The organism is Meiothermus rufus DSM 22234, assembly GCF_000423425.1.
GTDB classification, from domain to species: domain Bacteria; phylum Deinococcota; class Deinococci; order Deinococcales; family Thermaceae; genus Meiothermus; species Meiothermus rufus.
The window spans coordinates 13,629-35,373 of sequence record NZ_AUHY01000029.1 but is presented as its reverse complement, the minus strand read 5'-3'; the positions used below and the strand labels follow the sequence as shown (position 1 = coordinate 35,373).

Below are 21,745 nucleotides of genomic sequence, written 5' to 3'. Positions count from 1 at the left end.
GCTTTGGCCTCGGCCAGCCTCTGTGCTTGTCTAGCGCCTTGCCATATCTCTCGGCCAACGGTGGTAAACTGCACCTGGGGAACCTCCTTTCTTGGTTGGTTCCCCTCTTTTTATCCCAGCTTAGAGTCTCACATGTGTTTGTCCGGGTTCAGATACCGTGCATTTGCCGCTGATGTGAGCTCCTTGCGTGCTACAATGGGCCGCAAGATGAGGAATAATCTGAAGGAGACGCTATGAAACAACTTTTGTGTGCGGCGCTTCTGCTCCTCGCTCTGGGCTGGGCGCAGCCAGCCCCTGCGGTGCAGCAAACCCTACAGCAAGCCCAGGCCGCCCTCGAGGCCGGGCGCCTAAACGAAGCGGTGCAGGGCTTTGAAGCCGTCATCGCCCGCGACTTCACCAACTACAGCGCCCATTTTGGCCTGGGCCTAGCCCTCTACCGCCTGGGCGACCTGCGCGGGGCGGCTTTCGAGTTCACTCAGCTTACCGTGCTAGACCCCAACCGCTTCGAGGGCTGGTTCAACCTAGGGGTGGTGCGCGACCGCCAAGGCCAGGCCGCCGAAGCCGCCCAGGCCTTCGCTCGAGCCATCGAGGTAGGGGAAAAAGCCAACCTGGGCATAGCCGATCTAAAGCCTGCTTATGTGGGGCAGGTCAAGGCGCTGCGCACCCAGGGACAGCACGAGGCCGCCGCTGCCGCCGCGCGCAAGGGTCTGGAAAAAGCCCCCGGCGATGCTGAGCTCACCGCTTTGCTGGCCGATAGCCTGGTGCGGGCGAATAAGCCCCTCGAGGCCCTACCGGCGCTCTACCAAATTCTGAACAACGACCCTGCCAACGTCCAGGCCATCGCTCAGATTGCCGATATCTACGTGGCCCAGGGGCTACCCCAGCGAGCCCTGCGCGAACTGGATCGGGGGCTAGAGGCCGTTAGGGACAACGCCAGCCGGGCCCAGCTTCTGCTCAAGAAGTCCAGCCTGCAGCAGGGCCGCGAGCAGCTGGCCTCGCTGCAAGAAGCCGTCCGCCTTGACCCCAAGCTATGGGCCGCCCACTACAACCTGGGGTTAGCCCGCTTGCGCGAGGGCAACACCAGGGGTGCCCTAGAGTCCTTCCAGAATGCCTACGCGCAAAACCCCGACGAACCCCGGGTACTGCTGGGGTTAGCCACCACCTACGACCGCCTAGGCCAGGCCGCGGAGGCAGGCCGTTTCGCGGCATTGGCCGCCCGATCCAGCCAGGGGGCCGACCGGTTGGAAGCCCTTTTGCTGCAGGGCAAAGCGGCCTACACCCAGCGCCGTTATGCCGAGGCCGTAGAAGTCTTAAGCCAAGTAGCCCAGCAAAAGCCCGATAGCGCCGAGGCCTGGTTCTTCTTGGGCGTATCGCAGTTCAATCTAAGGGACTATACCGCGGCCATTGATTCGCTGGAAAAGGCCCAGGCCCTAGCCCCCAGCGCTTCCACCGCGGCCAATCTGGGTGCGGCGCTCTACTCGGCAGGCCGCTACTCCGATGCCGAGCGGGTACTTTCCCAAGCGGTGGCCCTAGACAGCCGCAACGCGGTGGCCTGGTACAACCTAGGCCTCACCCTGCGCTCGCTGGGCCGTACCGCTGAGGCCCGCCGGGCTTGGCAGCGCTCCGCCGACTTGGGCTATGCACCCGCGCGCGAGCTGTTGCGGTAGATTGATAGCATGGGTTGGCTTAGGACAAACTGGCTAGACGCGCTCATCTTTCTCCTGGTGGCGGTGATTATGGCTGGGGTGGTGTTTTTTCTAACGGGGGTCAACCCTTTTGAGGCCTCGAGGGGGAAGCCGCCCACCACCCTCCCGCCCCAAACCCAGTCCCCTACTTCACCTCAGTCCGAATCTCAAGCCATCCCTTCAATCCAGCCTGAGCCTAAACCCGAACCACCCCCCTCATCGCCTACCCAAGCTGAACCCGTGGTCACGGTCTTGCCGGTGCCCCAGGCGCCCGCCAGCAAGCCTGTACCGGCCCCCCCTAAAATTGCGGAAAAGCCGACTGAACCGGCCCGTCCCACCCCAACCCCCGCAGCCCGGAGCGAGCGGCCCGTCTTGCGCGCCGATGCCGGGGGGGAGTGGCGGGTGATGGTCGGCTCGTTTGGCAACCAGGAAAACGCGGAACGCTTAGCGGCCAGCCTGCGCCAGCAGGGCTACCCGGTCGGCCTCGAGCCCGCCGGCAATTTCACCCGGGTCTGGGTAGGGCCCTACCAGAACCAGGCCCGGGCCCAGGCCATCGCCAGCACCCTGGGGGCCTACCAGCCCCTGGTGGCCCGCATGCCCGCTAGCCCCCCAGAAACCCGAGGAGCTGGGCGCTTCTTACAGGTAGGGGCCTTCCGCAACGCGCAAAGCGCCCAGCCGGTGATTGACGCAGTGCGGCAGGCTGGCTACCCGGTGGTGCTCTTGGAGGAAGGGGGGTTGCTCAAGGTGCGGGTCGGGCCATTCGAGGATACCGCCCCTGCGGCCCAGGCCCTAAAGGCGCTGGGCCTCGAGGTGCTGGAGGTACGCTAAATGGCCAAAGTTCCTAGCGCCGCCATCTCCCGCCTGGTCACCTACCTGCGGATTCTGGAGGACCTCGAGGCCCGCGGCATAAACCGCACCTCCTCCGAGCAGCTCGCCGAGGAGGCCCAGGTGACCGCCTTCCAGGTGCGCAAGGACCTCTCCTACTTCGGCAGCTACGGCACCCGGGGGGTGGGCTACACGGTGCAGGTGCTACGCCGGGAGCTGCGGCAAATCCTCGGGCTCAACCGACGCTGGGGCCTGTGCATCGTGGGCATGGGCCGGCTGGGCCAGGCTATTGCCGACTACCCTGGCTTTAGCGAAATCTTTGAGCTACGAGGGCTATTCGACCACGACCCGGCCAAGCTAGGCCTCACCTTTCACGGCCTAGCCGTAGAAAGCATGGAAAACCTGCCCCGGGCGGTGGCGGAAAGGCGCATCGAGTTCGGCCTCCTGGCCGTTCCCGCTGATTCGGCCCAAGCGGTGGCCAACCGCCTGGTAGAGTCGGGGATAAAGGGCATCCTGAACTTTGCCCCAATCGTGCTAGAGGTGCCCAAGGAGGTCGCGGTGGAAAACGTAGATTTTCTGGCCGGGCTTAGCCGGCTCTCGTTCTTCGTACTCAACCCCAAACTTAGGGAGGAGATGATCGGATGAAAAAGCTTATCCCCTTGATGGCGGCGGCCCTTATGCTGGCGGGATGCGGCAACTTCGTGACCGACTTTGGCATACCCACTGTGCGCTTCAACAACACATTCTCTGGCCCAACCAGCAGTGGATATACCATCGAGTTCGAGGTACAACCCTACCCAGGCAGTCCCTCTGCGCAAATCACCCGCCTACTGCTCTCAGGCCCGCCAAACGAGCTCCCCGGCCTCAGCGTCCCCGAGTGCCCGGCCTCCACCCTGCCCGACGACTGCCCCAAAATCCTCCGGACGCTGACCTTTGCCGCCAACCCTGGCCCGCTCTCCATTACCGGCTACGAGGCTATGAGCCTGAATGGCAGCGTGCGGGTGGTCAACCTACCCGCGCCGCACCTCATCAATCGTTAGACCCCAGGCGGCACTATTGCAGCCCTAACCCACTCTCTTTGGAGTGGTTTTGAATATCATAGTGGCATGAGCATTAAGGACTTCACCTTCGACCTAGATACCCAGCTCCAGGCTTTCGAAGACCGCTTGCGGGAGGTGGTGCGGTCGGAGGTGATGTTCATCCAACTCATTGAAGAAGACCTGGTCACCGCCGGGGGCAAGCGGGTGCGACCCCGGCTGGTCTTTCTGGCGAGCCAGGCCTTAGGTGGGGTGCCGGGGGCCATGGAACTGGCTTTGGCCGTGGAGCTACTGCACTCGGCCTCGCTTCTGCACGACGACCTGATCGACGATGCCGAAACCCGCCGGGGAAAAGAGGCCGCCTTTCGCAAGTACGGCAACGCGGTCTCGGTGCTCTCGGGCGACTACCTGCTCTCGAGGCTCATGGCGTTGCTGGCCCAGACAGGCCGGATGGAGTTGGTGGCCATGTTTGCCGAGGCTGCCCGAGAGCTTTCCGAGGCGGAGGTCTTGCAGTTTCAGGCGGCTGCCCTGGGCGAGCATTCCCTGGAAAACTACGAGCGCATCATCGATGGGAAGACCGCCTCGGTCATGCGCCTGGCCTGCGAGGGGGCAGCGGTGCTGGGAGAGGCCCCTCCACGGGAGCGAGAGGCCCTGGCCCGCTTTGGCCAGCTCTATGGCCAAGCCTTCCAGATGCGCGACGACTACCTGGACCTGATGGGCCACCCTGAGGTGCTCGGCAAGCCGGCGGGGGGCGACGTGCGGGAAGGCAAGGTCACCCGCATCACCCTGCGGCTTCTGGAGGCCTATCCCGACGAAGTGGGGGCTATCTTCAAGCGCAGGGCCAGCCAAGCCGGTGACATTGCCCGCCTACAAGAGCTGGCGGTGGTCTCGGGGGCCCACGTTGAGATCACCCAGGCTATCCAAGAGCGGGTCGAAGCGGCCATCGCCGCCCTCAAAACCCTGCCCCCCTCCCCCTACCGCGAGGCCCTGGCGACCCTAGCCCGGCGCGAGCTGGTGCGCCTCAGCTAGCCCGCAACCAGTCTTCGCGGGTGATTTCCATAGGGATGAACTCGTTTTTAGGCGCTAGGCCAAAGTGGAAGCGGGGGCCTGGAGGGGGTGGGTTTTCCACATAGTGAAACCCGGCTTTCTCAAAAGCCCGGCGGGCCCGCTGGTTATGCTTGTAGGTGCGTAGCTTAACTTTGTTTAGCCGCAAGGTTTGAAAGGCATACTCCAGCACTGCCCGCACCGCATCGGTGCCGTACCCCTGGCCCCAGCGGTCTTTAGCCCCGATGAGGATGCCTAAGGTAGCCTCGCTGGGGGTTAGCTCATATAACTCAATCGTCCCCAGCCACTCCCCCACCTCGTCCAGGATGCCGAAACCCACCCGGTCGCCCCGGCTGACCTCGCCCAGAACCACCCGCTTGAAGAGCCAAAGGGGCATCCGCAAAGGACGGCTACCGTTCCACTCGGCAATCTCGGGGTCGCGGAAACACTCGTAAAAGCGGCGCCACTCCATCTCGCTCAAGGGTTCGGTAAAAGGCTTGAGGGTGACTTTGCCGTGGCGGGGCCAGGTCTTGCCGAGTGTCACACCTCCAGCATACGCCCTGTGGCCCAGGACGTGGGTGAAAGGGGCTAAAGTTCAGGGGTACAGGCCCAGCAGGTGCCGCGCCTCCAACACCCGGGTAGCCGCCACGATGTAGGCCGCTGTCCGCAGGGTCACCTTTTTGTCCTGGGCCACCTGCCAGACCGCCTCAAAGGACTGGCGCATCAGGCGTTCCAAGCGGGCGTTGATCTCCTCCTCGGTCCAGAAGAAGCTATTGAAGTCCTGCACCCACTCGAAGTAGGAAACCGTCACCCCCCCCGCGTTGGCGATGACATCGGGGATAACCAGAATGCCCCGCTCGGCCAAAATGTCGTCAGCTTCCGGGGTGGTGGGGCCGTTGGCCCCCTCGGCCACAATCTTGCACTGGAGCTTCCAGGCGTTGGCTTCGGTAATCTGCTTCTCTAAGGCTGCCGGCACCAAAAACTCGCAAGGGGTGGCCAAAAGCTCGGCCGGGGGAATGGCCTCGGCCTTGGGATAGCCGCGCACCCCCCCCATCTGGCGCACGTACTGGGTGAGGTCGTAGGGGTCGATGCCCCCATCGTGGCGGATAGCCCCGGTCACATCGGAGACAGCCACCACTTTGGCCCCATGATCGTGAAAGATGCGGGCCGCAGCGTTACCCACGTTGCCGAAGCCCTGCAACACCACCCGGCTGCCCTCCACCGGAAGGCCGATCTTCTCCGCAGTAGCTGCGGCGGTCACGAAGACCCCTCGCCCGGTAGCGTCCTGCCGCCCCAAGGAGCCGCCCACGGCAATGGGCTTTCCGGTAACCACTCCCGGGGCCGTGCGGCCCACGTTCATGGAATAGGTGTCCATCATCCAGGCCATCTCTCGAGCCCCAGTGCCCATATCGGGGGCGGGAATGTCCTTATCTGGCCCGATGATGATGCCGATCTCCGAAGTGTAGCGGCGGGTCAGGCGCTCGAGCTCGCCTGGGGAGAGCTTACGCGGATCCACCCGCACCCCGCCCTTCCCGCCCCCATAGGGCAGGCCCACCGCGGCGTTCTTGATGGTCATCCAGGCCGCCAGGGCCATCACCTCGGAAAGGGTGACCTCCTGGTGGTAGCGTACCCCCCCTTTGGCCGGTCCACGGAAGGTGTTGTGGTGTACCCGGTAGCCCTCGAAGTGGGCTACCGAGCCATCGTCCATCTGCACGGGTACATCCACTACCAGGATACGCTTAGGTCGCTTGAGGTCTTCCACCCAGAAGGCCAGTTTGCCCAGATAAGGGGTGACGCGGTCTACCTGGGCCAGGTAGATTTCCCAAGGGCCGGTGTTTTCGCCGCAAAGATAGGAAAGGGGTTCCGATTTCATAAGGCACCTCTTCAGGGGTAGACCCCCCGCAACCGACTGGCTTCATTGATACGCTCCAAGGCCAGCACGTAGGCTCCGGCCCGTAGGTCGCCCTCTAGGGGCCGGGCGCGCTCGAGCACCGCTTCTAGGCTCTGGTGAACGAAATCCCGCAGTTTTTGCTGTACCTCACCTTCCTCGAAGAAAAGCATGGAAAGGTCCTGCACCCACTCCAAATAGGAGAGCACCAGGCCACCCCCATTGGCCAGGATATCCGGCACGATCTCAACCCCCTGGAGCTTGAGCAGGTACTCAGCCTCGGGGGTGATGGCCCCATTGGCCCCCTCGATGACCACCCGGGCCGCCACCTGCCGGGCATTGTGCTCATGGATGACGCCCTCTATGGCCGCTGGAACCAAGTAGTCCACCGGCAGGGCCAGAAGCTCAGGATTGGTGAGGTAGCGGCCCTGGGGAAAGCCTTCCAGGTGCCCATGGGTGGTGTAGTGGGCCTCCAGGGCGGCCACATCCAGCCCCTCGGGGTGGTAGACCCCCCCTCGGCTGGTGGAGACCGCCACCACCTTCAAGCCCTCGCGCACCGCATACCGGGCCACCGCACTGCCCACCTGGCCGAAGCCCTGGATGGCGAGGCTGGCCCCCTCCAGGGGCCACCCCCGGGCACGGGCCAGGTCGGCCAGAACATACACCAGCCCCTGCCCCCCACCCTCGTCCCGTACCGCTACCCCACCCAGGGAGGGAGGCTTGCCGGTCACCGCGCTGAGGCTGGTCTGACCCCGGGTCATGGTGAAGGTATCCTGGAACCAGGCCATCACCTCTGCATCGGTGCCCACATCGGGGGCCAAAACGTCCTCATCGGGGCCAATGAGCTCGATAAGTTCGGTGACGTAGCGACGGGAAAGGCGCTCGAGTTCCCGCCGGGAAAGCCGGTGCCGGTCCACCGCCACCCCTCCTGCCGAGCCCCCAAAGGGCAGGCCGAAGACCGCGGCTTTTAGGGTCATCCAGGCCGCCATGCCGCAGGTCTGACCCAGCCCCACCTCGGGGTGGTAGCGCACCCCTCCCAGGGCCGGCCCCCGGGCAATGTTGTGGATCACCCGGTAAGCGGTAAAGTTTCGTACCGACCCATCATCCATCACCACCGGCAACGAAACCCCTACCATGCGCTTGGGATGGATTAGGTACTGGATGGTGGCCGGGTGGATACGGGCGATGTGAATCGTGGCCTCGAGGCGACGCAGGAAACTTTCCCACAGGCTGGCCTCTCCAGGGGGGCGATAGGCATATCTGAGTAGCATCGAGGGACCTCCGTTTGGGTTATTCTTCCAACCCTTGGCAAAGCGTCCATGAGTATACCCGGAAAGCCAGCCCCCTTTCTCAGCACCATTCGCTAGGATAGGATTGCCATGCGCCCAGAGGAGCTTCCCCCCCTGCCCGAGGCCCCCGGGGTCTACCTGTGGAAGGCCGGGGAGACCATCCTTTACGTGGGTAAGGCTAAAAACCTCAAGGCCCGGGTGGGCAGCTACTTCCACAGCGAGGGCAAGAGCCTACGCACCGCCCAAGAGGCGACCCACCTCGAGTTCATCGTGGTGCGTGACGAGGTGGAGGCTTTGCTCTTGGAGGCCAACCTGATCAAGCACCACCGCCCCCGCTACAACGTCCTAATGAAGGACGACAAACACTACCCTTTCCTCAAGCTAACCCAGGAGGACTGGCCCATGCTCTTGGTGGTGCGACGGGTGCAAAACGACGGGGCGCGCTACTGGGGGCCCTTCCCCGAGGCCAGCGCGGTGCGGCGGATCAAGCGGCTCATTGACCGGGTCTTCCCTTTGCGCAAGAACTCGGGCTACCCCTTTCGCAAGAAGCGCTACCCCTGCCTCAACTACGCCATGGGCCGCTGCTTCGCCCCTTGCGTAGACCGGGCCGACCCCAAGCGGTACGCCCAGGTGGTGGCCCAGGTGAGCCAACTACTGGACGGTAGAGTGGATGAACTCTATGCCCAGCTAAAGGCCCAGATGCGCCAGGCCGCCTTGAACCAGGACTTCGAGCGGGCTGCCGAGATTCGCGACCAGATTCAGGCCATCCAGCGCTTTTTCGGCACCGCCCAACAAGCCTACGACCCTGAGCTGGGCGACCTGGACTTCATCGGTTTTGCCCGAGCGGGCGACTATGCCATCCTGCAACACTACCAGATGCGCAACGGGCAGATGCTGGGCCGGATAAGCCGCCTAGTGGAAGGGGTGGGGGAGGCCAGCGACGCCGAGCTTCTGGAGGCCTTCCTAAGGGACTACTACCTCGAGGCCACCCCCCTCCCCCCTTTGCTGCTGCTGCCCTTCGCGCTGGAGTCCCAGGAGGCTTTAGCCGCGTTTCTTAGTTCCAAGGGGCGCAAGGTGGAAGTGCGGGTACCCCAACGGGGGGAGAAGACCCGGCTCATCGAGCTGGCCCAGCGCAACGCCCAGACCACCCTCGAGGCCGAGCTCAGGCTCATGGAGCGCAAGGGCGACCACCCTGGCCTGAAGGGGCTGATGGAGGTGCTGGGCCTCTCGCGCCGCCCCTACCGCCTGGAGGGCTACGACATCTCCAACTTGCTGGGCGAGAGCGTGGTGGGCTCCATCGCGGTCTTCGAGGGTGGACGGCCTAAAAAGGCCGAGTACCGCCGGATCAAAATCCGCGGACTCTCCCAGCCCAACGACTTCTACGCTCTGGAGGAAACCCTGTACCGCCGCTTCACGGGCCGCTTGGCCGAGAGTCTGCCCCTGCCCGATCTCTTACTTATCGACGGGGGGCTGGGCCAGGTGCGGGCAGCGCAGAAGGGCCTGGCCCGGGCCGGCCTGGAGCTGCCATTGGTGGGGTTAGCCAAACGGGAGGAAACCCTGGTGCTGCCCGATGGCCGAAGCCTGGCCCTCCCCCTGCACCACCCGGCCTTGCAGCTGCTCATCTACCTGCGCGACGAAACCCACCGCAACGGGCTCATCTTCCACCGCAAGCTGCGCCAGGAAAAGGCCCTGCAAAGCCTCTTCGACGGCATTCCCGGCATTGGCCCAGCCCGCAAGCAGGCCCTGTTGAACCACTTCTCCACCCTGGAGGAGCTCAAGGCCCTGAGTCCGGAGGAGCTGGCCCGGAGGGCTGGCCTGGATAAAAAAAGTGCCCAGGCGGTGTGGCGGGCTTTGCGCCAGGTCTCCCCATAGGGCTTCTACTCGGGCTCGAGGGCGGAAAGCCAGTGCCCCAGGCGCTTTCTTTTAGCCGCTAAATAGCGCTGGTTGTGGGGATTCAACCCTGCTTGCAGGGATAGCCGCTCCACTATCTCCAAGCCATAGCCCGACAAAGCCCGTACCTTACGAGGGTTGTTGGTTAGCAAACGCAGCCGGCGCACCCCCAGGTCGGAGAGAATCTGAGCGCCCACCCCATATTCCCGCAAATCCGGGGGGAACCCCAGGGTTAGGTTGGCCTCCACCGTGTCCTGCCCGGCATCCTGCAGCGCGTAGGCTCGGATCTTGTTAATCAGGCCGATGCCTCGGCCCTCCTGGCGCAGATAGACCAGCACCCCACACCCCTCCCGGGCCATGCGCTCTAGGGCCAGGTCGCGCTGAAAACCGCAATCGCAGCGCAGGCTATGCAAGGCATCCCCGGTGAGGCACTCGGAGTGCACCCGTACCAGTATAGGCTGCTCAGGGTTGGCCCCGACCGGGCCTATGGTCAAGGCCGCATGCTCCTCCTGGGTCAGCTGGTCACGGTAGCCCACGAGGCGAAACTCGCCAAAACGCGTGGGCAGCCGAGCCTCCGCCTCTCGCAGCACATAACGGTCTCCCTGGGCCAGGCGGTAGCGGATAAGGTCGGCAATGCTGCCCACCTTGAGCTGGTGCTGCCGGGCAAAGGCCAGTATGGCCGGCAAACGCATCATCTGGCCATCGTCGTGCATCAGCTCACTAATGGCCGCTACCGGTTTGAGGCCGGCCAGCCGGCACAGATCCACGCTAGCCTCGGTGTGCCCGGCCCGGCGCAACACGCCTCCCTCCCGGGCGCGCAAGGGGAAGATGTGCCCTGGTCGCACGAAATCGCCTGGCCCCACCCCATCCTGGGCGGCCAGGCGCACCGTGGTGGCCCGATCCGCGGCTGAAATACCGGTGCTAATGCCCTCCCGGGCCTCGATGGAAACGGTAAAGGCCGTGCCCCGCGGCGCACTGTTCTCGGCCACCATAGGGGGCAGGTTGAGGTGATCGGCCAAAGCCTCAGTCATGGCTAGGCAGACCACCCCACCGGTATAGCGGATGAAAAAGGCCATCCACTCGGTAGTCATATGCTGCGCGGCCATCACCAGGTCGCCCTCGTTTTCCCTATCCTCATCGTCCACCAGGATGACCGGGCGGCCCTGAACAAGTTCCTCCAGTAGCTCAGGAATGCTGCTGAACATACCTCCCCTCCAAAAGCCGCTCCAGGTAGCGGGCCAGAAGGTCTACCTCCAGGTTGACCTCGGCCCCTACCTCCAGCTCTTCCAAGGTGGTGGCGGCCAAAGTATGGGGAATCAGGGTTACCCAAAAACGGGGTCCCTCTACCCCGGCAATGGTCAACGAGACGCCGTCTAGGGCCACCGAGCCCTTAAAGGCCAGGTAGCGGGCCAGCTCCCCAGGGGCTTCTAGGTGAAGGTTCCAGGCTCCCGGCTCACGATGGAGGTGCACCACTCGAGCCCTTCCGTCCACGTGCCCGCTCACCAAATGGCCGCCCAAGCGGTCGCCTAAGGCCAAAGCGCGCTCGAGGTTGACCCGGCAACCCACCTGCCAGCGGGATACGGTACGGGAGAGGGTCTCCTGGGCCAGTTCCACCCAGAACCCCTCGGCCTCCAGGGCCACCATCGTCAGGCAAACCCCCGAGACGGCAACGGAGTCCCCTATCCGGCTACCCTCGAGCACCCGCTGAGCCCGGATGCAAAGCCGCTGCACCCCTCCCATAGCCTCTGCCATCACGATGGTTCCTACTTCCTCTACAATGCCGGTGAACATACCTACTCCACTGGCCCTGCCTTGGGATAAGCCTCCAGCCAAAGATCGCCTTCCAACCCCTCCAGCCGGGCCACCCGCAAGGGCAGGGCCTGCTCCATCCGCCAGGCGGAAAAGCCCCGCAGGGCAGGCTGTCCTTCCCCCAGGAGTTTGGGCGCCAGAAAAAGGGCCAGTTTGTCCAGATAACCCTGCCGACAAAAAGCCCCAGCCAGGGTGGGCCCTCCTTCGAGCAATAGGCCATCCACGCCCTGGGCCCAAAGCCAGTCCAAAGCCGCGGCCAGACTGACCCGGCCCTCCTCGCGGGGCAGCACCACCACCTGGGCTCCCCGGGCCCGTAGGGCCTGTTGGCGTTCTGGGCAAGCTCCTTCCCCCACCAGCACCACCACCCGGGCTTCCTCTCCCCGTGGGCCAGGGAGAAACAAGCGGGCTGTGGGCGGAGTGCGGGCCTCGCTATCCAAGACCACCTTCAAGGGATCGCGCAGGGGGGGTGGCTCGAGCATGGCAGGAAACAGGCGGAAGTCGGGCTCCCGTACAGTAAGCCGGGGGTCATCCGCCAAAACCGTACCCACCCCCACCCCCACCGCCGGCAGCCCCTGTCGGTAAGCCTGGGCGACCCGGCGGGCCAGGGATCCTGAGACCCAGGTGGCATGGCCGCTGCGCGCCGCGGCCTGCCCATCTAAGCTCAGGGCCGCTTTCCAGAGCACAAAAGGGCGGCGGTGGGCCAGCCCGTGGAAAAACACCTCGTTTTGCGCGCGAGCCTCTACCTCTAACAGCCCGGCTTCCACCTCCAGTCCCCTAGCCTGCAACCACTCCAATCCACCTCCGGCCTGGGGGTGGGGGTCCCGCAGCGCGACCACTACCCGGCGCACTCCTGCCTGCAAAATGGCCTGGGTACAGGGAGGGGTGCGCCCATAGTGGTTGCAGGGCTCGAGGCTGACATAAAGCGTAGCCCCCTGGGCCGCGGCCCCCGCCTGTTGCAGGGCCATCACTTCGGCGTGGGCCTCCCCTGCTTTGGGGTGGTAGCCCTCCCCCACGATCCGCCCATCCTTCACCAGTACCGCCCCGACGAGGGGGTTGGGATGGGTGTGTCCGCGGGCTCGCTCGGCCAGTTGCAGGGCCCTCCGAAGATAGCGTTCATCCAGCTGGCGTTGTGAGGTTTTTTCGTCCAGCAAAGGTTTGCCGGCAGGCCGGCCTCACCTCCTTCTCCCATCCGGACTTTCACCGTCGGCCCCGGAATCGCACCGGGTCGGGCCCCAGAGGGCTTCGCGGGCTGTACCGCCGGTCGGGAATTGCACCCTGCCCCGAAGGAGGGCTTTTTGGTTTATAACCGATCCCAGGGTAAAACAGTGTGGCATACGGTTCAAAAACCCACTCCAAGTGCTAGGCTTAGAGAGATGAAACCGAGCCAGCCCGTCCTTTCTGCGCAGAATGTTCGCTTGGCTTTCGTAGTGAGCCGCTTTAACCAGCGGGTTACCCGTGCCCTTTTGGAAGGTGCCCTGGAGGCCTATGCCCGGCTGGGGGGCGATGCTCAGGCTGCTTGGGTGCTGTGGGTACCTGGCTCCTTCGAGCTGCCCCTGGCAGCCAAGAAGCTGGCCCAGAGGCCCGAGGTAGACGGTGTGGTGGCCCTAGGGGCGGTTATTCGGGGGGAGACCCCCCACTTCGAATACGTCAGTGCGCAGACCGCTAGCGGCCTGATGCAGGTCATGTTGACCTGCGAGAAGCCCATAGCCTTCGGGGTACTGACCACCGATACCCTGGCCCAAGCCGAGGATCGGGCCGGTGGCAAAGCCGGAAACAAGGGGGCTGAGGCCGTCTACAGTGCCGTTGAGATGGCGCAGCTCCTAAGGCACCTGGCAGCCAACGAGAACTAGGGTGTAGCCTTACCCTCATGAAAACCATCCACCTTGCCCTAATGGGCGCTGGAACGGTGGGGCAGGCTTTGCTGGAGCTACTGCCCACCCACCAGGCCCGCTTCCAAGCCCTAGGCCTAGAGCTAAAGCTGGCCCGCATCCTGGTGCGCGACCGGAGCAAACCCCGGCCCGGCGTACCGGCCCACCTGCTCACCGACGAGCCCAAGGGGTTTTTAGAGGGGGCCGACCTCTTGGTCGAGGTGGCGGGGGGCACGGCCCAGGCCGGCGAGGTGGTGCTGGAGGCCTTGGCCCGGGGGCTGCCGGTGGTCACGGCCAACAAGGCCCTGCTGGCTGAGCGCTGGGACGCCCTACGGGAGCACGCGGAGGCAGGCCGGCTACACTACGAGGCCAGCGTGATGGCCGGTACACCGGTGTTGGGGGCGCTGCAAAGCCTGTGGGGCAACCAGACCCTAGCGCTGCACGGCATCGTAAACGGCACCTGTAGCTACATTATCCAGCGGCTGGAGGAGGGGGCCACCTACGCCGAAGCCTTTGCCGAGGCCGGTGCGCTAGGCTACCTCGAGGCCGACCCCACCCTGGACGTAGGTGGCATCGACGCGGCCCACAAGATTTGCGTGCTGGGACGGCTTACGGTGGACCCTGGCCTGGCCTGGGCCGAGGTGCAGAGGCGCACCCGGGGTATTGCGCACCTTACCCCTCAGATGCTGCGCCAGGCCCGGGCTGAGGGCTACGCCATCCGGCTGGTGGCCAGTCTGTACCCCAGCCCGGAAGGGTGGGTGGGGGCGGTGCGACCCGTGCGTCTGCCCCAGGAGCACCCCCTGGTCCAACTAGGCAGTGGGCGCAATGCCTTAGTCTACCAAGGGCACCCCGTAGGCAGCCTGGTCTTTGCCGGGCCAGGAGCCGGCGGAGGGGTTACCGCCAGCGCGGTGCTGGGCGATATCTACCGGGCCCTTTCGGGCCAGCCGGGGCACCGGCCCCTCCCCGCCCCAGCCCCCCTACCGGCCCAGCCCGCCCCAGCCTTCGAGGAGGTCTAGCCCCAGCGGGTATGATGGGAGCGCTTTATGGTGGCCTACTATAGCACCCGCGACCCGGCGAAAAAACTGGTGCGCTTCGAAGAGGCCCTGCTCCAAGGGCTGGCCCCCGACGGGGGGCTTTATGTGCCCGACCACGTGCCCCAGTTAAAGCCTTCCACCTGGCTCGAGGCCCGCTCTTTGGCCGAGCTGGGGGTGCGGGTCTTAGGGGCCTGGCTGGGGGAGGAGGTGCCCCTACCCCACCTCGAGGCCATCCTCCATGAAGCGCTCAACTTCCCCTGCCCTCTGGTGGGCCTCTCGGAGGACTTGTTCGTGCTCGAGCTCTTCCACGGCCCCACCCTCTCCTTCAAAGACTTCGGCGCGCGCACCATGGCCCGGCTGATGCAGTACTTCCTTGGCCGGCGCGGCCAGCGGCGCATCATTTTGGTGGCCACCTCCGGCGATACCGGCAGTGCGGTGGCCGATGGCTTCGCCGGCCAAGAGAATATCGAGGTAGTACTGCTCTACCCCAAGGGCAAGGTCAGCGAGGTGCAAGAGCGCCAGCTCATCATCCAGCGACCCGGGGTGCGCAGCTTTGCCGTGGAGGGCAGCTTCGACGACTGCCAGCGTCTGGTCAAGCAAGCCTTCACCGACCCCGATCTGGCCCACCTGCCGCTCTCGAGCGCCAACTCCATCAACATCGGGCGGCTGTTGCCCCAGGCCTTGTACTACCTGTGGGCGGTGCGACAGTTACCCACCCCACCGCAAAAGGTGAACTTCGCCGTGCCCAGCGGCAACCTGGGCAACCTGACCGGGGGGGTGCTGGCCGCGTGGATGGGCCTGCCGGTCAGGCGCTTCATTGCGGCCCACAACGCCAACCACTTCTTCCCCGACTTTCTGGCGGGCCGGGCCGAGCCCTACCAGTTCCACCCCACCATCGCCACCCTTTCTAACGCCATGGATGTGGGGGCCCCCAGCAATTTTGAGCGGCTGTACGTCCTCTTGGGCAGCCAAGAGCTGCGCCGCCTGGTCTGGGGCACCTGCGTAGATGACGCCGAGACCCTGGCCCGTATGCGACAAACCTACCAGCGCTATGGCTACGTGGCCTGCCCCCATACTGCCGTGGGGCTGGAGGCCCAGGCCCGCTACCGCCAGGAGACCCGCGACCCCACCCCCCTCATTAGCCTGGCCTGCGCCCATCCGGCCAAGTTCCCCCAGGCCATAGCCCAGGCTTTGGGCCTAAAACCCCCCAAGGAAGCCGCCCTGGAGGCCCTGTGGCAACGTCCTACCCAGGTACAGACCCTCCCCCCCCATCTGGAAGCGCTCAAGGCCCATCTGCTTTGAGCACGGTAAACTGGTGAGCATGGCAGAAAAGAGCAAAGCCAAACCCAACAAAGAACCCTTTCCCGGCGCCTATTTCCTGGGGCTATTCATCACCCTGGCCCTCTTGGCGGGGGTGGTGGCGGTAGGCGCAGGTATGGCGCCAGCGCTTTCGGGCTTTCTGGTGGCCGGGCTGCTAGGCCTCACGGTCAACCCCAAGTACGCCCTTGGCTTTCTGTGCGCCGGTGTGCTGGCTGCGCTGCTGGGCTTCGCCGGCAACGAACCCCAGGTGGCCTGGGGCGGGGTGGGGCTGGGGGTCTCCAGCCTGGTGGTCTGGCGCTTCGTCAAATCCTGATGGCTATGCGAGGTGCCCTGGCCCCCGACCGCCTAGCCCGCACCCTCATCTATGCCGGCATAGCCGGGTTTATCTGGTTTGTCTTTATCCAGCCTAGCCCCTTCGGATCAACCCTCTCGGTCTCGGCCCTGGTGGGGGCTGGCCTGGTGCAGTATGGCCACGGCAAGCCCTTCCTCATCCCCCTATACGCTTATGTCCTGGCCGCTTTGCTCCTGTTACAGGGAGCAGGCCTGGTGCTGGGCGCAGGTGGACAGCTCGGGGCCGCTCTTCTGGGCAGCACCTTGGGGCTGGGGCTTCCCTACCTGAGCTACCGCCTACAGGAGAAGACATGAACGCTGCCCTGATCCACCTGGCCACACGACCCACCCCAGAGGCCACCCTGGGGCGTGCCCTCGAGCTTCTCCAAGAGGCGCACCAGGCCGGGGCCGAGCTGGCCGTACTGCCCGAGCTTTTCCCCAGTGGCTACCGCTACCCCGACGCGGCCTACACCCCTTCTGTGTTGGCGGCCCTCGAGGCCTTCGCTAGCCAAAGCGGCCTGAGCCTAGTCGCCGGGGTACTGGAACAGGCAGGTGAACGCTACGCGAACCGGGCCTGGGTCATCGGGCCGGCAGGCCGGCAGGCCGTCTACAGCAAAACCCACTTAATCCCAGCCTTCGGTGAGCCCCAGACCATGGTGCCGGGGGAAAGCCTGGTACAGCTCGAGCTGGGTGGTTTCCGGCTGGGGATAGCCATCTGCTTCGACCTGCGCTTCCCCGAGCTTTTCCGTGCCTATGCCCTCGAAGGGGTAGATGTGTTCGTGGTGCCCTCGGCCTGGCCTAAAAGCCGCAGCTATGCCTGGGAATTGTTCTGCAAGGCCCGGGCCGCCGAGAACCAGGCCTATCTCCTGGCGGCTAACCACGCCGAAGAACCCTTTGGGGCGGCCAGCCTGGCGGTAGACCCACTGGGCCTGGAGATGCTGCGGCTGGAAGGTGAGGGGGTGGGGGTGGTGGCCCTGGAGCCAGGCCGGCCAGCCCGCTTGCGCCAGGAGTTCCCCGTGCTGCCGCAGCGCCGGCCCGAGCTGTATCAGGGTCTTTTGAAAAGCCCCACCAATAGGTAAACCCCTGCGCCCCAGACCAGGCCCTCCCCCCAGGCCGGCAGGTAGGCCCCGAACATCTGTAGGTCAAAGCGGAGGCTTAGCCAAAGGGGCCAGGGCAGCAAAGCCCAGGCCAGCCCATACTGGCGGAACCCCACCGCCAGCAAAAAAGCCAGCCCCACCCCCCGCAGGTAAAACAGCCCTCCCTGGCCCAGTTCGTTCTGGTAGATGAACCACAGCAGGTTGAGCCAGACCCCTACCGCTCCCCAGGGCCAGCCCCAACGGCGCACCGCCTGCCAGGCCAGCCCCACCAGTCCCAAGCCCAGTACAACGTCCAGCATCCCGGCCATTTTACGAGGAGTATCCAGCCAGGGGGCGATTGCCCCTGTGGGGATAACCACCCCTAAGGCAAACTGAAGGGCAAGGCTGGTGAACGATCGATCAAAAAGGCCGGCCCCTTGAGGAAGTCCATGCTGTGAAATATTTAGGCACTACCGGTAGAGTAGAGGGCGATATGACAAACCTCGAGTTCCCCCCTTATATCCGAAACGAACAGGTAAAGCAGTGGATCCGCGAGGCCATAGCTTTGTGCAAACCCGACCGGGTGCACTTCTGCGACGGCTCGGAGGAGGAGTACCAAACCCTTTGCGAACAGCTCGTGCAGGCTGGAACCTTTATCCGACTCAACCCCAAACTCAGGCCCAACAGCTTTCTGGCCCGCTCTGACCCCAGCGACGTGGCCCGGGTAGAAGACCGTACCTTCATCTGCTCCATCAACAAAGAGGACGCCGGGCCTACCAACAACTGGGTCAACCCCAAGGAGATGAAGGCCACCCTCGAGGGCCTCTTCGATGGCTGCATGCGAGGCCGCACCATGTACGTGGTGCCCTTCAGCATGGGGCCGCTGGGTTCTCCCATCAGCTACATCGGCATCGAGATCACCGACTCGGCCTATGTAGTGGTGAATATGAAGATCATGACCCGCATGGGCAAGGCCGTCTACGAGGTACTCGGTGAAGACGGCGATTTCGTCCCCTGTATGCATAGCGTGGGCATGCCCCTGGAACCCGGCCAGAAGGACGTGCCTTGGCCCTGCAACCCTCAGGTCAAGTACATCGTGCACTTCCCCGAGGAGCGCTCCATCTGGAGCTACGGCTCGGGTTATGGGGGTAACGCGCTACTGGGCAAGAAGTGCCTGGCCCTGCGCATCGCCTCGGTTATCGGGCGCGACGAGGGCTGGCTAGCCGAGCACATGCTCATCCTAGGAGTACAGGACCCCAAGGGCCAAAAGACCTATGTGGCAGCAGCCTTCCCCTCGGCCTGCGGCAAGACCAACTTTGCCATGCTCATTCCGCCCAAGCCCTTCCAGGAGGAAGGCTGGAAGGTGACCACCGTGGGCGACGACATCGCCTGGATCAAGCCCGGCCCCGATGGGCGGCTGTATGCCATCAACCCCGAGGCGGGCTATTTTGGGGTAGCCCCCGGCACCTCCTACGCCACCAACCCCAACGCCATGGAGACCATCAAGGCCAACACCATTTTCACCAACGTGGCCCTGACCCCCGAGGGCGATGTCTGGTGGGAAGGCATGGACGGCCCCCCACCCGAGCGGGCCATCGACTGGCAGGGCAACGAGTGGACCCCTGACTCGGGCCGCAAGGCCGCCCATCCCAACGGCCGCTTTACCGCCCCCGCCAGCCAGAATCCGGCCATCGACCCCGAGTGGGAAAACCCCAACGGTGTGCCCATCAAAGCCTTCATCTTCGGTGGGCGCCGGGCCACGGTCGTACCGCTGGTCTACCAGAGTTTCAACTGGTCGTTTGGGGTCTACCTGGGAGCGACCATGGGCTCTGAGATGACCGCCGCAGCCTTCGGCCAGATTGGCCAAGTGCGCCGCGACCCCTTCGCCATGCTGCCCTTCATCGGCTACCACATGGCCAGCTACTTCAACCACTGGCTGGACATGGGCCGCCGCATCACCGACCCCCCGCGCATCTTCTCGGTGAACTGGTTCCGCAAGGACAAAGATGGCAACTTCGCCTGGCCCGGCTTTGGCGAGAACATGCGGGTTTTGAAGTGGATTGTGGAGCGGGCCAACGGACGAGGCTACGCCACCGAATCGCCGCTGGGCTACGTACCCCGTTATGAAGACCTGGACTGGCGCGGGCTTGCCTTCAGCAAGGAGCAGTTCCAGGAACTGATGGCTATCGACCGCGACTTATGGTTGGCGGAAATCCTCTCCCATGAGGAACTCTTCATCAAGCTCTACGACCGGATGCCCAAGGAGTTTTTGGCCATGCGCGAGCTACTCATCTCCAACCTCTGGCGCTCCCCCGAGCACTGGGACGTGGGTGGCTCCGAGGGTGAGCTGAACTCCTAGAAGGTACTAAAGGCCCCGGGGCCCCACGCCCCGAGGCCTTGCATAGGGCCTCTACTTGATGAAGAGCATCTCCCGGTAGCTGGGCAGCGGCCAGTATTTGTCAGCCAAGATGCGCTCCAGGGCATCGGCAGCCTTACGCACCTCGGCCATGGCTGGCAGCACGTTATCCCGCATGTGGTGGGCTTTTTCGTGTACCTCGTCCCCACCCAGCTCGGCGTTTTGCACCTTGAGCTTCTCCAAAGCATCGGAAAGGGCATCGGTCGCCTCGACCACCTGCTGGATGGTGCGCTCGGCAGCGCGGGACTTAACCTCGATCTCGGAAAGTTCGGCCAGATAGCCGAGTGCTCCTGGCAGAATCTGGGTCTGAACGATCCACTCGGTGGTCTCGCCCTCGATGTTCACCTGCTTGAAGTAGATGTCGTACATGATCTCCTGGCGGGCGCGAACCTCCCGTTCGTTCAACACCCCCAGGCGGCTGAAAAGCCGCATGTTCTTCTCGTCGGTGAGACGCTCGATAGCGTCCACTGCGGTGCGCAGATTTAATAGGCCCCGCTTCTCCGCCTCTTTATGCCAGGCTGGCGAGTAACCGTCCCCGTTGAAAACAATGCGCTTGTGGTCGCGGTAGACCTGCTTGATAACCTCGAGGGCGGCCTCCTCGAAGCTGCGCTTCTCCCGCATCTTGGCTTCCACCGCGTCCACCATGGCGTCGATGGCATCGGCCACGATGGTGTTGAGCACGGTGATGGGGAAGGAAATGCTTTGGCTGCTGCCCACGGCGCGGAACTCGAACTTGTTGCCGGTGAAGGCGAAGGGCGAGGTACGGTTGCGGTCGCCCGAGTGCTTGGGCAGGCGGGGCAGCACGGGAACACCCAGCTCGAGCACCCCCGTCCCTCTGCCCCCGCCTCGGTGACCGTTGAGCATCCCCTCAAAGACCTCGGTAAGCTGCTCACCCAAGAAAATGGAGATAATGGCAGGTGGCGCCTCGTTAGCCCCTAGGCGGTGGTCGTTGGAGGCCGAGGCCACGCTGATGCGCAGCAGGTCTTGGTGCATGTCCACCGCCTTGATAACCGCCGCACAGAAGAAGAGGAACTGCAGGTTCTCGTGGGGGGTCTCGCCCGGCTCTAAAAGGTTAATGCCGGTATCGGTGCCCATGCTCCAGTTGCAGTGCTTACCCGAGCCGTTGATGCCAGCGAAGGGCTTCTCGTGCAGCAAGGCCACCATCCCGTAGCGCCGGGCGGTGTTCTTGAGCACCTGCATGATGAGCTGCTGGTGGTCGGCCGCCAGGTTGGAGGGCTCAAATACTGGGGCAATCTCGTACTGGCTAGGGGCCACCTCGTTGTGGCGGGTCTTGACCGGAATACCCAGGGCGTAGAGCTGGTTCTCCACATCGCTCATGAAGGAGAGCACCCGGTCGGGAATCGAGCCAAAGTAGTGATCCTCCAGCTCCTGTCCCCGCGGTGGCTTGGCCCCAAAAAGCGTCCGCCCAGTGAGCACCAGATCGGGACGGCGGAAGTAAAACTCCTCATCGATCAGGAAGTACTCTTGCTCGCTGCCCAGGGTGGAAAAAACCTTGTTGGCCTCCACACCAAAGTATCTGAGGGCCCGCTGGGCGCTTTTGTTGAGGGCCTCGATAGAGCGCAGCAGGGGGGTCTTTAGGTCAAGCGCCTCGCCCGTCCAGCTCACAAAGGCCGTGGGGATGCACAGGGTCGCCCCGTTGGAGTGCCGCATGATGAAGGCTGGCGAGGTGGGGTCCCAGGCGGTATAGCCGCGGGCCTCAAAGGTGGCCCGCAGGCCACCGGAAGGGAAGGAGGAGGCATCGGGCTCCCCCTGGATGAGTTCCTTGCCGCTAAAGGAGGCGATGACCTTACCGTCAGAGATAGGGTTGTAGAAGCTGTCATGCTTCTCGGCGGTGTAGCCCGTTAGCGGATGGAACCAGTGGGTATAGTGGGTAGCCCCTTTCTCCAAAGCCCACTTCTTCATGGCTAGAGCGATGGTATCGGCGATGCTGGGATCGAGGGGGGCCCCTTTCTGAACGGTGTTCTGGAAGGACTGCCAGACCGGCTTGGAAACCAGCTCACGCAGCTCATCCATATCCAGAACGTCGCTGGCGAAGACCTCTCCCGCAATATCGCTCGAGACCTGGCGCACCTCTTTGAAGCGCCAGTTGCGGGCTGCTGAAAGCACATCAAAATCGTGGTTCACACTTCCTCCTCCTATGGCCTACACACACCACCCCAACTTAGCTGCTTTTTGCATCTAAGCGGTTTGCTTTTGGGGCTGACGTGGCCACC

General features: G+C 64.1%; 21 protein-coding genes and 1 riboswitch. Of the genes, 13 read left to right on the top strand and 8 right to left on the bottom strand.

From position 1 onward, the window contains the following. Window positions 1-233 precede the first annotated feature (233 nt). The 5 genes from G552_RS0106965 to G552_RS0106945 all read left to right on the top strand — a co-directional run bounded on the left by G552_RS0106965 (window position 234) and on the right by G552_RS0106945 (window position 4,576). Window positions 234-1,667, top strand: coding sequence for a tetratricopeptide repeat protein (locus tag G552_RS0106965; protein WP_027882384.1), 1,434 nt, complete (start codon window positions 234-236; stop codon window positions 1,665-1,667). A gap of 9 nt (window positions 1,668-1,676) precedes the next feature. After that, the gene (locus G552_RS16495) at window positions 1,677-2,513 is read left to right on the top strand and encodes an SPOR domain-containing protein (protein ID WP_027882383.1); all 837 of its coding nucleotides are present in this window, start codon (window positions 1,677-1,679) and stop codon (window positions 2,511-2,513) included. Further along, on the top strand, window positions 2,514-3,155 hold the full coding sequence (locus tag G552_RS0106955; RefSeq protein ID WP_027882382.1) for a redox-sensing transcriptional repressor Rex: 642 nt from the start codon (window positions 2,514-2,516) through the stop codon (window positions 3,153-3,155). Beyond that, entirely contained in the window at window positions 3,152-3,550 is a 399-nt protein-coding gene (locus G552_RS0106950; RefSeq protein WP_027882381.1) for a hypothetical protein, read from the top strand. Before G552_RS0106955 ends, G552_RS0106950 begins: the two co-directional genes overlap by 4 nt. 66 nt (window positions 3,551-3,616) lie before the next feature. After that, window positions 3,617-4,576, top strand: coding sequence for a polyprenyl synthetase family protein (locus tag G552_RS0106945; protein ID WP_027882380.1), 960 nt, complete (start codon window positions 3,617-3,619; stop codon window positions 4,574-4,576). On the opposite strand, the gene G552_RS0106940 is transcribed toward G552_RS0106945, so the two are convergent. From G552_RS0106940 to G552_RS0106930, 3 genes are read right to left on the bottom strand one after another with little or no spacing between them, the layout of a single operon-like run. Beyond that, entirely contained in the window at window positions 4,569-5,135 is a 567-nt protein-coding gene (locus G552_RS0106940) for a GNAT family N-acetyltransferase (RefSeq protein WP_027882379.1), read from the bottom strand. The genes G552_RS0106945 and G552_RS0106940 overlap by 8 nt on opposite strands. A 51-nt stretch (window positions 5,136-5,186) precedes the next feature. Continuing rightward, a complete protein-coding gene (locus tag G552_RS0106935; protein ID WP_027882378.1) occupies window positions 5,187-6,464 on the bottom strand; it encodes a Glu/Leu/Phe/Val family dehydrogenase in 1,278 nt (425 codons plus the stop codon). An 11-nt stretch (window positions 6,465-6,475) separates the two neighbouring features. Further along, on the bottom strand, window positions 6,476-7,750 hold the full coding sequence (locus tag G552_RS0106930; protein ID WP_027882377.1) for a Glu/Leu/Phe/Val family dehydrogenase: 1,275 nt from the start codon (window positions 7,748-7,750) through the stop codon (window positions 6,476-6,478). A 108-nt stretch (window positions 7,751-7,858) separates the two neighbouring features. On the opposite strand from G552_RS0106930, the gene uvrC reads away from it, so the two are divergent. Beyond that, window positions 7,859-9,640: an excinuclease ABC subunit UvrC gene (gene uvrC, locus G552_RS0106925; RefSeq protein WP_027882376.1), complete on the top strand. Its 1,782-nt coding sequence runs from the start codon at window positions 7,859-7,861 to the stop codon at window positions 9,638-9,640. 5 nt (window positions 9,641-9,645) lie between these two features. Here the strand turns inward: uvrC and G552_RS0106920 are convergent, their stop codons facing one another. Genes G552_RS0106920 through ribD form a run of 3 tightly spaced genes read right to left on the bottom strand, consistent with a single transcriptional unit; the run spans window position 9,646 to window position 12,615 of the window. Further along, window positions 9,646-10,863, bottom strand: coding sequence for a bifunctional 3,4-dihydroxy-2-butanone-4-phosphate synthase/GTP cyclohydrolase II (locus tag G552_RS0106920; protein WP_027882375.1), 1,218 nt, complete (start codon window positions 10,861-10,863; stop codon window positions 9,646-9,648). Then, window positions 10,844-11,449, bottom strand: coding sequence for a riboflavin synthase (locus G552_RS0106915; protein ID WP_027882374.1), 606 nt, complete (start codon window positions 11,447-11,449; stop codon window positions 10,844-10,846). Before G552_RS0106915 ends, G552_RS0106920 begins: the two co-directional genes overlap by 20 nt. A gap of 2 nt (window positions 11,450-11,451) precedes the next feature. Then, window positions 11,452-12,615, bottom strand: coding sequence for a bifunctional diaminohydroxyphosphoribosylaminopyrimidine deaminase/5-amino-6-(5-phosphoribosylamino)uracil reductase RibD (ribD, locus tag G552_RS0106910; RefSeq protein WP_027882373.1), 1,164 nt, complete (start codon window positions 12,613-12,615; stop codon window positions 11,452-11,454). A gap of 25 nt (window positions 12,616-12,640) precedes the next feature. Then, window positions 12,641-12,759, bottom strand: a riboswitch (FMN riboswitch). A gap of 81 nt (window positions 12,760-12,840) precedes the next feature. Between ribD and ribH the strand changes: the two genes are divergently transcribed. From ribH to G552_RS0106880, 6 genes are read left to right on the top strand one after another with little or no spacing between them, the layout of a single operon-like run. Beyond that, window positions 12,841-13,317: a 6,7-dimethyl-8-ribityllumazine synthase gene (ribH, locus tag G552_RS0106905; protein ID WP_027882372.1), complete on the top strand. Its 477-nt coding sequence runs from the start codon at window positions 12,841-12,843 to the stop codon at window positions 13,315-13,317. 17 nt (window positions 13,318-13,334) lie between these two features. Then, a complete protein-coding gene (locus G552_RS0106900; protein ID WP_027882371.1) occupies window positions 13,335-14,351 on the top strand; it encodes a homoserine dehydrogenase in 1,017 nt (338 codons plus the stop codon). Between the two features lie 27 nt (window positions 14,352-14,378). Further along, on the top strand, window positions 14,379-15,671 hold the full coding sequence (thrC, locus tag G552_RS0106895) for a threonine synthase (protein WP_027882370.1): 1,293 nt from the start codon (window positions 14,379-14,381) through the stop codon (window positions 15,669-15,671). 19 nt (window positions 15,672-15,690) lie between these two features. Continuing rightward, complete coding sequence (locus tag G552_RS0106890; protein ID WP_027882369.1) at window positions 15,691-16,002, top strand: hypothetical protein; 312 nt, start codon at window positions 15,691-15,693, stop codon at window positions 16,000-16,002. 5 nt (window positions 16,003-16,007) lie between these two features. Beyond that, the gene (locus tag G552_RS0106885; protein WP_027882368.1) at window positions 16,008-16,334 is read left to right on the top strand and encodes a hypothetical protein; all 327 of its coding nucleotides are present in this window, start codon (window positions 16,008-16,010) and stop codon (window positions 16,332-16,334) included. Then, window positions 16,331-17,098: a carbon-nitrogen hydrolase family protein gene (locus G552_RS0106880; RefSeq protein WP_027882367.1), complete on the top strand. Its 768-nt coding sequence runs from the start codon at window positions 16,331-16,333 to the stop codon at window positions 17,096-17,098. The genes G552_RS0106885 and G552_RS0106880 overlap by 4 nt, the downstream gene beginning before the upstream one ends. Here the strand turns inward: G552_RS0106880 and G552_RS0106875 are convergent. Next, on the bottom strand, window positions 17,065-17,415 hold the full coding sequence (locus G552_RS0106875) for a hypothetical protein (protein ID WP_027882366.1): 351 nt from the start codon (window positions 17,413-17,415) through the stop codon (window positions 17,065-17,067). The two genes, G552_RS0106880 and G552_RS0106875, sit on opposite strands and share 34 nt — an antisense overlap. A gap of 173 nt (window positions 17,416-17,588) precedes the next feature. Between G552_RS0106875 and G552_RS0106870 the strand changes: the two genes are divergently transcribed. Next, window positions 17,589-19,454 (top strand): phosphoenolpyruvate carboxykinase (GTP), encoded by a 1,866-nt coding sequence (locus tag G552_RS0106870; protein ID WP_027882365.1) that lies wholly within the window; start codon window positions 17,589-17,591, stop codon window positions 19,452-19,454. 51 nt (window positions 19,455-19,505) lie between these two features. Here G552_RS0106870 and G552_RS0106865 read toward each other — a convergent pair whose 3' ends face one another. After that, entirely contained in the window at window positions 19,506-21,656 is a 2,151-nt protein-coding gene (locus tag G552_RS0106865) for a glutamine synthetase III family protein (protein ID WP_027882364.1), read from the bottom strand. Between the last annotated feature and the right edge of the window lie 89 nt (window positions 21,657-21,745).

Coding starts and splice junctions, on each gene's coding strand:
- G552_RS0106965 (WP_027882384.1), top strand. CDS start 234: ATGAAACAACTTTTGTGTGCGGCGCTTCTGCTCCTCGCTCTGGGCTGG.
- G552_RS16495 (WP_027882383.1), top strand. CDS start 1,677: ATGGGTTGGCTTAGGACAAACTGGCTAGACGCGCTCATCTTTCTCCTG.
- G552_RS0106955 (WP_027882382.1), top strand. CDS start 2,514: ATGGCCAAAGTTCCTAGCGCCGCCATCTCCCGCCTGGTCACCTACCTG.
- G552_RS0106950 (WP_027882381.1), top strand. CDS start 3,152: ATGAAAAAGCTTATCCCCTTGATGGCGGCGGCCCTTATGCTGGCGGGA.
- G552_RS0106945 (WP_027882380.1), top strand. CDS start 3,617: ATGAGCATTAAGGACTTCACCTTCGACCTAGATACCCAGCTCCAGGCT.
- G552_RS0106935 (WP_027882378.1), bottom strand. CDS start 6,464: ATGAAATCGGAACCCCTTTCCTATCTTTGCGGCGAAAACACCGGCCCT.
- G552_RS0106930 (WP_027882377.1), bottom strand. CDS start 7,750: ATGCTACTCAGATATGCCTATCGCCCCCCTGGAGAGGCCAGCCTGTGG.
- uvrC (WP_027882376.1), top strand. CDS start 7,859: ATGCGCCCAGAGGAGCTTCCCCCCCTGCCCGAGGCCCCCGGGGTCTAC.
- G552_RS0106920 (WP_027882375.1), bottom strand. CDS start 10,863: ATGTTCAGCAGCATTCCTGAGCTACTGGAGGAACTTGTTCAGGGCCGC.
- G552_RS0106915 (WP_027882374.1), bottom strand. CDS start 11,449: ATGTTCACCGGCATTGTAGAGGAAGTAGGAACCATCGTGATGGCAGAG.
- ribH (WP_027882372.1), top strand. CDS start 12,841: ATGAAACCGAGCCAGCCCGTCCTTTCTGCGCAGAATGTTCGCTTGGCT.
- G552_RS0106900 (WP_027882371.1), top strand. CDS start 13,335: ATGAAAACCATCCACCTTGCCCTAATGGGCGCTGGAACGGTGGGGCAG.
- thrC (WP_027882370.1), top strand. CDS start 14,379: ATGGTGGCCTACTATAGCACCCGCGACCCGGCGAAAAAACTGGTGCGC.
- G552_RS0106890 (WP_027882369.1), top strand. CDS start 15,691: ATGGCAGAAAAGAGCAAAGCCAAACCCAACAAAGAACCCTTTCCCGGC.
- G552_RS0106885 (WP_027882368.1), top strand. CDS start 16,008: ATGCGAGGTGCCCTGGCCCCCGACCGCCTAGCCCGCACCCTCATCTAT.
- G552_RS0106880 (WP_027882367.1), top strand. CDS start 16,331: ATGAACGCTGCCCTGATCCACCTGGCCACACGACCCACCCCAGAGGCC.
- G552_RS0106875 (WP_027882366.1), bottom strand. CDS start 17,415: ATGCTGGACGTTGTACTGGGCTTGGGACTGGTGGGGCTGGCCTGGCAG.
- G552_RS0106870 (WP_027882365.1), top strand. CDS start 17,589: ATGACAAACCTCGAGTTCCCCCCTTATATCCGAAACGAACAGGTAAAG.